The sequence below is a fragment of the Streptomyces sp. NPDC090798 genome (assembly GCF_044768965.1).
Classification (GTDB): domain Bacteria; phylum Actinomycetota; class Actinomycetes; order Streptomycetales; family Streptomycetaceae; genus Streptomyces.
Genome location: NZ_JBIVXA010000023.1, coordinates 162,188 through 170,025, shown reverse-complemented (window position 1 = coordinate 170,025; position 7,838 = coordinate 162,188). Strand labels below are relative to the sequence as shown.

The 7,838-nt window shown below is 68.6% G+C and carries 5 protein-coding genes; 2 read left to right on the top strand and 3 right to left on the bottom strand.

Features of this window, described 5'->3' with window-relative positions; genetic code table 11:
- Nucleotides 1-50 precede the first annotated feature (50 nt).
- The 3 genes from ACIQTP_RS37245 to ACIQTP_RS37235 are packed head-to-tail and all read right to left on the bottom strand — an operon-like array spanning nt 51 to nt 3,845.
- Nucleotides 51-668, bottom strand: a complete 618-nt coding sequence (locus ACIQTP_RS37245) for a carbohydrate ABC transporter permease (RefSeq protein WP_403408312.1) — start codon at nt 666-668, stop codon at nt 51-53.
- 14 nt (nt 669-682) lie between these two features.
- Nucleotides 683-1,702, bottom strand: a complete 1,020-nt coding sequence (locus ACIQTP_RS37240) for a carbohydrate ABC transporter permease (protein WP_403408310.1) — start codon at nt 1,700-1,702, stop codon at nt 683-685.
- A gap of 52 nt (nt 1,703-1,754) precedes the next feature.
- Entirely contained in the window at nt 1,755-3,845 is a 2,091-nt protein-coding gene (locus ACIQTP_RS37235) for a fibronectin type III domain-containing protein (protein WP_403408308.1), read from the bottom strand.
- A gap of 401 nt (nt 3,846-4,246) precedes the next feature.
- Here ACIQTP_RS37235 and ACIQTP_RS37230 point away from each other — a divergent pair, with 401 nt between their 5' ends.
- Together ACIQTP_RS37230 and ACIQTP_RS37225 are read left to right on the top strand one after the other, a co-directional pair.
- Nucleotides 4,247-5,398 carry an ROK family protein gene (locus ACIQTP_RS37230; protein ID WP_403408306.1) on the top strand — a complete coding sequence of 384 codons (1,152 nt, stop codon included), beginning with the start codon at nt 4,247-4,249 and terminating at the stop codon, nt 5,396-5,398.
- Between the two features lie 91 nt (nt 5,399-5,489).
- Complete coding sequence (locus ACIQTP_RS37225; RefSeq protein ID WP_403408304.1) at nt 5,490-7,820, top strand: glycosyl hydrolase family 95 catalytic domain-containing protein; 2,331 nt, start codon at nt 5,490-5,492, stop codon at nt 7,818-7,820.
- Nucleotides 7,821-7,838 lie beyond the last annotated feature (18 nt).

Below are 7,838 nucleotides of genomic sequence, written 5' to 3'. Positions count from 1 at the left end.
CGAACGGCGCGCCGATCTCCACCAGGGCCTGCTCGAACTGGCCTGCAGCCTCATATGCCTCCGCCGCCTTCGGACCTCATTCTGAAACGAGCAGTTAGGAAGAACAGCGCGAAGGCCTGGAACAGCCCGCCGGGGAGGATGAGTCCGGCGAAGGTGTCGGTGAGTCCCAGGTCCTTCACGAGGACGAAGTTGGGCAACAGCGTGAACACAGTGGGCACCATCAGGGCGCTGATCAGGATGTTGAACACCAGGTCGCGGCCACGCCAGTGCAGCCGGGAGAACGCGTAGGCGGCGGCTGCCGAGAGCAGCACGATGAGCGCCGTCTGCACGGACGCGTAGATCAGCGAGTTGCGCAGGTAGATCGCGATGTCGAGAGTGGCGCCGGAACCGCCCTGGGCCTGTGCCTCGGCGGTGGAGGCGATACCGAGGACGCGTTCGAAGGCGCCCCACGTGAAGCCCACCGGCAGGGGCGACGAAGGGTTGGTCGCGAGCTGGTAGTTGTTCGACAGCGCGGTGCGCAGGATCCAGTAGAAGGGGAAGAGGGTGACGAGGACGATGCCGCCGAGGTAGGTCCAGGCCACGGCCCTGCCGGGCGACAACCTGCGGGTGTCCTTCCGGGTCGGGCGACGCGGGACGGCCGCCGGGCCGGGTGCGATGGTGACAGCCACGATGGCGGCCTCCTTCAGTTCAGGTCGGATTCATTGGCTCGGGCGAGCCGCAGCTGGGTGAAGGTGACCGCGATGAGCAGGGCGAACAGGGCCAGCGACATGGTGCCGGCGTACCCGAAGTCGAACTGCCGGAAGGCCTTGCGGTAGATGTACATCTGCAGCACGTTCGAGGCGTTGGCCGGGCCGCCTTCGGTGGTGACCTGGACGATGTCGAACACCTGGAAGGAGTTGATCACCGTCAGGACGACCACCATGACGAGGATCGGCCGCAGCAGGGGCACCGTGAGGCGGCGGAACATCTGCACTTCGCTCGCGCCGTCGACCCGGCCGGCCTCGTAGATGGTCGAGGGGATGGTCTGCAGGCCGGCGAAGATCAGCAGGGCGTAGTAGCCCATCCACTTCCACACGCTGATCGCGGCGAGCGAGGGGATCGCCCATCCCCCGCTGCCGAAGAACAGGATGGAGTGACCGGTCAGGTGTTTGAGGGCGATGTTGACGATGCCTAGTGTCGGGTCGAGCATCCACTGCCACACCAGGGCGGCGATGACGTTGGAGATCAGGAACGGCAACAGGATCACGCCACGCAGTACCGACGATCGGGTCACCCGGTGCAGCACCACCGCCGTCACCAGTGAGATCACCGTGCCGAAGGCGACGGACAGCAGGACGAAGTAGGCGGTGACGAGCAGCGAGTTCCAGAAGACGTCGTCCCCGAACAGCTCCCGGAAGTTGGCCAGTCCGACCCACTGCGGCGGGCTCAGGACGTGGAAGTCGGTGAAGCTGAGGTAGATGCCGCGCAGGGTCGGATAGGCGTAGAAGGTCGCGAAGCCGACCACGGCGGGCAGGATGAGCAGCAGGGCGACCGGCAGGTCCCGGCGTCGTGCCGCCGCCGACCTGGTGGCGGTGGTGCGCCGCCCCTTCCTGAGCGGACTCTTCTTCTTGACCGGTGAGGTGGCCGTGGTGGCCACCGCGCCCGGCTCACCGGACCGCGGCTTCACCGACGTTGCGTGGTTGCCCTGTGATGTGACCACCACAGCACCCTCCTTCGTGTGTTGCGTGTCCAACTGGCGGAGCGACGGGCGTGGTTCAGACGGTGATCTTGTCGATGTCGGGCGCGTAGTCGGTGGCGTTGCCGAAGCCGATCGTGTTGTCTCCGGCCTTCAGCGGTACCGGGACGGTGACCGACTGCGGGGCACCCCAGTTGTTGTCGTTGGTGCCGGGCACCGGGATCTGGAGGGTGGTGTCGCCGACGGTGAGGTCGATGACGCGACTTGAGTCGCCGTCCACGTAGTCCAGCTTCAGCAGGTACGTGCCGTCCTTCGGGGCGGTGACGTGGGTGATGGCCACCTCGCCGCCGCCAAGGTTGCCGATCTTCTGTCCGCCGGAGCAGCTGTCGCAGCCGGCGACGGCGGCGTTGCCGGTGAGGGTGTTGCCGGGCGCCTCGGCCTCGTAGGCGCTGGGACCACCGGACGAGGGCGTGGTGATCTGGACGGCCTTGCTCGGAGCCGACGTTCGGCCCTTGGCGTCTCGGGCGACGACGGTGAAGGTGTGGGCGGAGGCGGCGCGCAGGCCGCTGACGGTGGCCGCGGTGCCGGTGCTGGTGGTCACCGGCCGGCCGTCGGCGTAGACGGTGTAGCGGGTGACCGGTGAGGTGCCGGTGGTCACCTTGTCCCAGGCCAGCGCGATGCTCGTGGACGTGGCTGCCGTGCCGTGCACGCCCAGCGGAGTACCGGGGTCGGCACCCTGTCGGCTCGGCGTGAAGGTGAAGAGCCGTGAGCCGTGCGGCGGCAGGTTCTCCGTCAGGTGCCCGGAGACTCGGCCGAGGTTCTTGTGCTGCCACAGGTCACGGACCGCTGCTGTGCCGGTGATGCCCAGGTCGGCGAAGTCCGCGGTGACGTCCGCGTCACCGGAGCCCAGGTTGAACAGTGCGACGGTGTAACTGCCGTCGGGATTGCGGGTGTACCAGGTCTGCTGATCCGTGGTCTGGCTGACCGGACGCGCGGGGCGGCCGGCCTGATCGACGGCGATCACCTCGTCGTTGGCGAGCAGCTTCAGCCCGTACGGGTCAAGCTTGGTGAGGTCGTCACCCGTATACAGCGGCGCCGACTCGATGGCCCACAGCGTCATGTAGCTCTGCCGCTCGGCCTCGGTGAGGCCGTCCATGGCGCCGGCTCCCACGTCCAGGGAGTCGAGGTTGTTCCAGTGCCCCGGCCCCGCGTCGTCGATCCACTGCACGACGTCGTTCCAGCGCACCTTCACGGAGTTGTTCCACGTCACGAGCGTGTTGCAGTAGCACTCGACGTCGGTGTCGACCCGCCAGCCATGGGAGTTGGCCTTCCAGGTCGCGGCCTGGGCGTGACTGAGCGACCAGGACAGCGTCAACTGGATCGGCCGGCCGGTCTGCTGGAGCGCGGTGTGCCAGGCCTTCACGTCCGAGGTGTTGTCGTGGTCCGCGTCGCCCTGCCAGGAGCCGGGCCCCACCCCGTCGACCTTGAGGAAGTCCACTCCCCAGCCTGCCAGTTGGTCGGCGAGAGAGTCGATGTACTTCTGCGCGCAGGGGTTGGCGAAGTCCATCTTGTACGCGGAGTTCCATCCGTTGGTCTTGCGCAGGTCGGGGTAGACGATGTCCGAGGTGGTGCAGCCGGGCGCGCCGTGGATCGCGGTCCTCCCGTCGCCGTACGCGGCGGGGTCGAGGCCCACGGCCAAGTACAGTCCGAACTTGAGACCCTTGTGGTGGAGGTAGTCACCCAGGGACTTCATACCGTGCGGGAAAGTGGTGGAGTTCGACGTGGGCCGGGCGTACTGGTCGAAGCCTTTCGACCACCCGGCGTCCACGTTGATGTACTCGTATCCATGGGACTTGAGCTTCGAGGCCACCACGTCGGCCTGCTGTTTGACATGAGCCTCGGTGAGCCAGTTCACCCCGCCGTAGCCGGGGAAGCCGGTGGATTCCAGACTCCAGCTGCTCCAGCCCATGTACGGCTTGGCGGCCAGCAGGGCTTGCTGGTGGCCGGTGCTCGTCGGCGACGGGGAGGAGTCCGCCGCGGATGCGGCGGTCGGTACCGCGAGGGACATCACGAGAGCGGTGGCGGCCAGGACGGGCAGCTGACGCAGCCGTACGCCGCCCGTTCGAAGTCTGTGACGTGTGGATGACGCGGGTCCAACTGGACGAGCCATGTTTACTCCATCTCGGCGCGAAAGGGCACGGCGGGGCTCTTGGAAGCCCCGGAAGTGCCCATGCACGGTCAGCCGCATGGGGAATTGGTAGCGCGGGCGTTCGGTCCGCCCTGGTGGCCGTAAGGCGACGCCCGTTCAGGAGCGCAGCCACGGAGGACTTGCGCGGCCGGTTGGGGAGGAAACCGGCCGCCACCTGCATCGGTGGACGTCCCATCCACCTGACGTGAGGTGCCGCGAATGTAGCCACGCTTTTCTTCCAGCGTCAACATATTGCGCTGCCCGAATCATCGACATTCGCGGAAGGAATGGAATCAAGAATCGGGCGAGGAGCGCAAAGACGGGCGCTGACCGGCGGGAGACTTCTTCTTCCTTCTTTTCCAATGGAAATGTATGGTCGCCGCATGACGCTCGCCGATCAGCCACCCGCGGCCGCTCTGCTGTTCCAGACCCTGCTCGCGCACGGCCCGCTCACCCGCGCTGAGATCGGGCGTCGCACCGGCCTGTCGCCGGGCGCGATCACGAAGGTCGCCACTCCCCTGCTGACCGACGGATGGATCACCGAGCTGGGCCGCTCGACCGAGCGCACTCATGGCCGGCCGGCCACTCTCATCGCGGTGCGTGCCGAGCGCGCCCGCTTCGTGGGCGTGAAGATCACCGGTGACGAACTCATCGGTGTGCTGGCCGACCTCACCGCACGGACCCTGGCCACCGCCCGGGCCGACATCGCCTCCCGCGACGTCGGTACCGTCGTCCTGGCCATCGCCCGGCTCGTCGATCGGCTGAACGCGGAGGCGGCACCTCGTGCACCGGGTGCTCTGCGCGGCATCGGCGTCACGATCTCCGGAGACGTCGATGGTCACACCGGTACCGTCCAGTACTCCCCCTTCCTCAACTGGCGTCGTGTTCCTCTCGCTCAACTCGTCCAGACGGCCACGGACACACCGACCGTCATCGAGAACGACGTCCGCGCCCTGACCGTCGCGGAACAGTGGTTCGGCGCGGGGGTCGGACTGTCGTCCTTCGCCCTGGTCACCGTCGGCGCGGGCATCGGCTGCGGCATCTCCATCGGCGGCCGGGTCGTCTCCGGTGCCCACGGAGTCTCGGGAGAGGTGGGCCACCTTCCCGTCGGCGATACCGAACGCGTGTGCACCTGCGGCAACACCGGCTGCGTCGAAGCCGTCGCCTCCACCCAGGCCATCACGGAGCAGGCTCGCCAGGCGACGGGCGATCCGGTGCTGACGATGGACGAGGCCGTCCGCCTCGCCCATGCCGGCAACCCCGAGGTACGCGCCGTCTTCGCACGGGCCGGCCGCGCCATGGGCCTGGCGCTGGCCTCCGTGGCCAACCTCATCGGGCCCGAACGCATCATCATCTCGGGCGAGGGCGTGGCTACTTACGACCTCTACGAGGACCAGATCCGTGCCACCTTCGCCGCCCGCGCCTTCGGCGCCGCGGCCGACTGCGACCTCATCGTCAGACCCCTGCCCTTCGAGGAATGGGCCCGTGGCGGCGCCGCCGTCGCCGCGCAGCACGTCTTCGCCCCCGCCAAGTAGCCCGCGAGCACCTCTCGTCCGCAGCCTGCGTCACTCCTGTGTCCGCCCCGCGTGAGCCGCCCTCCGCCCCACCGTCTCGAAAGTGCAAGCCATGCTGAAACCTCTCTCCGGCCAGGACTTCCGCGATGTCCGCGTCCAGCCCGGCATGCTCTGGTACGACCGTCCCGCGACTCGTTGGTTCGAAGCGCTGCCCATCGGCAACGGCCGCCTGGGAGGCATGGTCCACGGCGGCACCGACCGGGAGCGGATCCAGCTCTCCGAGTCGACCGCATGGTCGGGCGGTCCGTCGGCAACGGACCTGAGTCCGACCGCTCGGCAGCAGGTTCCGCGCATCCGCGAGCTCCTCTTCGCGGGAGACCACGCCGAAGCGCAGCGGCTCGCCACCGAGCATCTGCTGGGCGGACCGCGGTCGTTCGGGACCAACCTGCCCCTGCCCGAGGTACAACTGAACTTCCCCGAGGGCCCTTCGGCCCGGGACTACCGGCGGGCTCTGGACCTGGACACGGGCCTCGTCTCGGTCACCTACGAGCAGGACGGAGTCCGCGTCAGTCGCGAGGTGTTCGCCACGAACCCGCATGGACTGATCGCGATCCGCCTCACTTCGGACCGGCCCGGATCGCTCGGCTTTGCCCTGTCGATACAGAACGGCGTGCTTCCCGGGGACTCGACCGCCACGGACTCGTGTGTCGTGTTCAGCGGCCACGCTTACGAGAGCCTGCACAGCGACGGGCGTCAGGGCGTCGCGCTGGAGATCCGCGCCCACCTCGAGGCCGAAGGGGGCACCGTCCACCGCGTGGGCGACGCGCTTCGTCTGGAAGGCGCCGATCGCGCGATCGTCTACGTCGCCGTCGGGACCGACTGGGCCGGGCAGGACCCACGGGCACAGGCCCGGTCACTGCTGTCTGCGGCGCTGGAAGCCGGGTACTCCGCTGTCCGGGCGGCGCACGTCACAGACCATCAGGCGCTGATGCGGCGGGTCTCTCTGGATCTCGGAGCAGCACCGCCCGACATCGCGGCCCTGCCCACCGACGCACGCCGCGAGCGGCTCGCCTCCGGGAAGGCCGACAACGAACTCACAGCCCTCTACTTCCAGTACGGCCGGTACCTGACGGTGGCCGGCTCCCGCCACAACTCCCCCCTGCCGCTGGCGTTGCAGGGCCTGTGGAACGACGGCCTGGCCAGCAGCGCGCCATGGACGAACGACTTCCACCTGGACATGAACACCCAGCAGAACTACTGGGCCGCGGAGCCGACGAATCTGGCCGAGTGCCAGGAGCCGCTGTTCGGTCTTCTCGAGAACTTGGCCACCCATGGCCGGGCGACCGCCGAGCAGATGTACGGCGCACCGGGCTGGGTCGCCCACACGGTGACCAACGCATGGGGATACACCGCACCCGGATCCGGCATCGGCTGGGGCATGAACGTGACCGGCGGGGCCTGGCTCGCCCTCCAGCTCTGGGAGCACTTCGAGTACGGCCGCGACGAGACGTTCCTCCGGGAGCGTGCGTACCCGGTCCTGCGCGGGGCCGCCGAGTTCCTCCTCGCCTACGCGGTCGAGGAACCGGAGCACGGCCTGCTCGTCACGGGACCGTCGGAGTCACCGGAGAACTGGTACCTCGCACCCGACGGCAGCCGGTGTTCCGTGTCCATGGGAGCCACCGCGGACCGGGTCTTCATGGAGGCCGTGCTGCGTATCTGCGCGGAGAGCGCCGAGCTGCTCGATGTCGACGCCGGCCTCCGGACCAGGATCGCCGCCGCGCGCGGACGGCTGCCGCCGTTGCGGATCGGGCGTCACGGGCAGTTGCAGGAGTGGCTGCACGACTACGAGGAGGCCGAGCCGAGCCACCGGCACACGTCCCATCTCAGTGCCTTGTTCCCCGAGCGCCAGATCACCCCACGCGACACACCGGACCTCGCACGCGCCGCGGAAGTCACGATCGAGCGCAGGCAACAGGCCCCGGGCTGGGAGCAGACGGAGTGGGTCGAAGCCAACTTCACGGTCTACTTCGCGCGTCTGCTCAACGGCGAGTCGGCTCTCGAGCACCTCACCAGCCTGATCGCGGACGCCAGCGAGGCGAACCTGATGACGTTCTCCGCCGGCGGGGTGGCCGGCGCGGCGCAGAACATCTACTCCTTCGACGGCAATGCCGGAGGCACCGCGGGAGTCGCCGAGATGCTGCTGCAGTCCGACGGCCGGGACATCGAACTGCTGCCCGCACTGCCTGACGGCTGGCCCGACGGGAGCGTGCTCGGACTGCGCGCCCGTGGCGGTCTCACCGTGGACATCCGGTGGCACGACGGGCGGCTGGCTGCCGCGCGGATCCGCGCTTCCCGAGCCGCGACCGTCAGACTCCGCTACGGCGCCGACCTCCTCGAAGTGCGACTCCTCGACGGAGAGACGCTTGCCCTCGGCCTGGGCTGAGGGCAAGCACCGGTCACG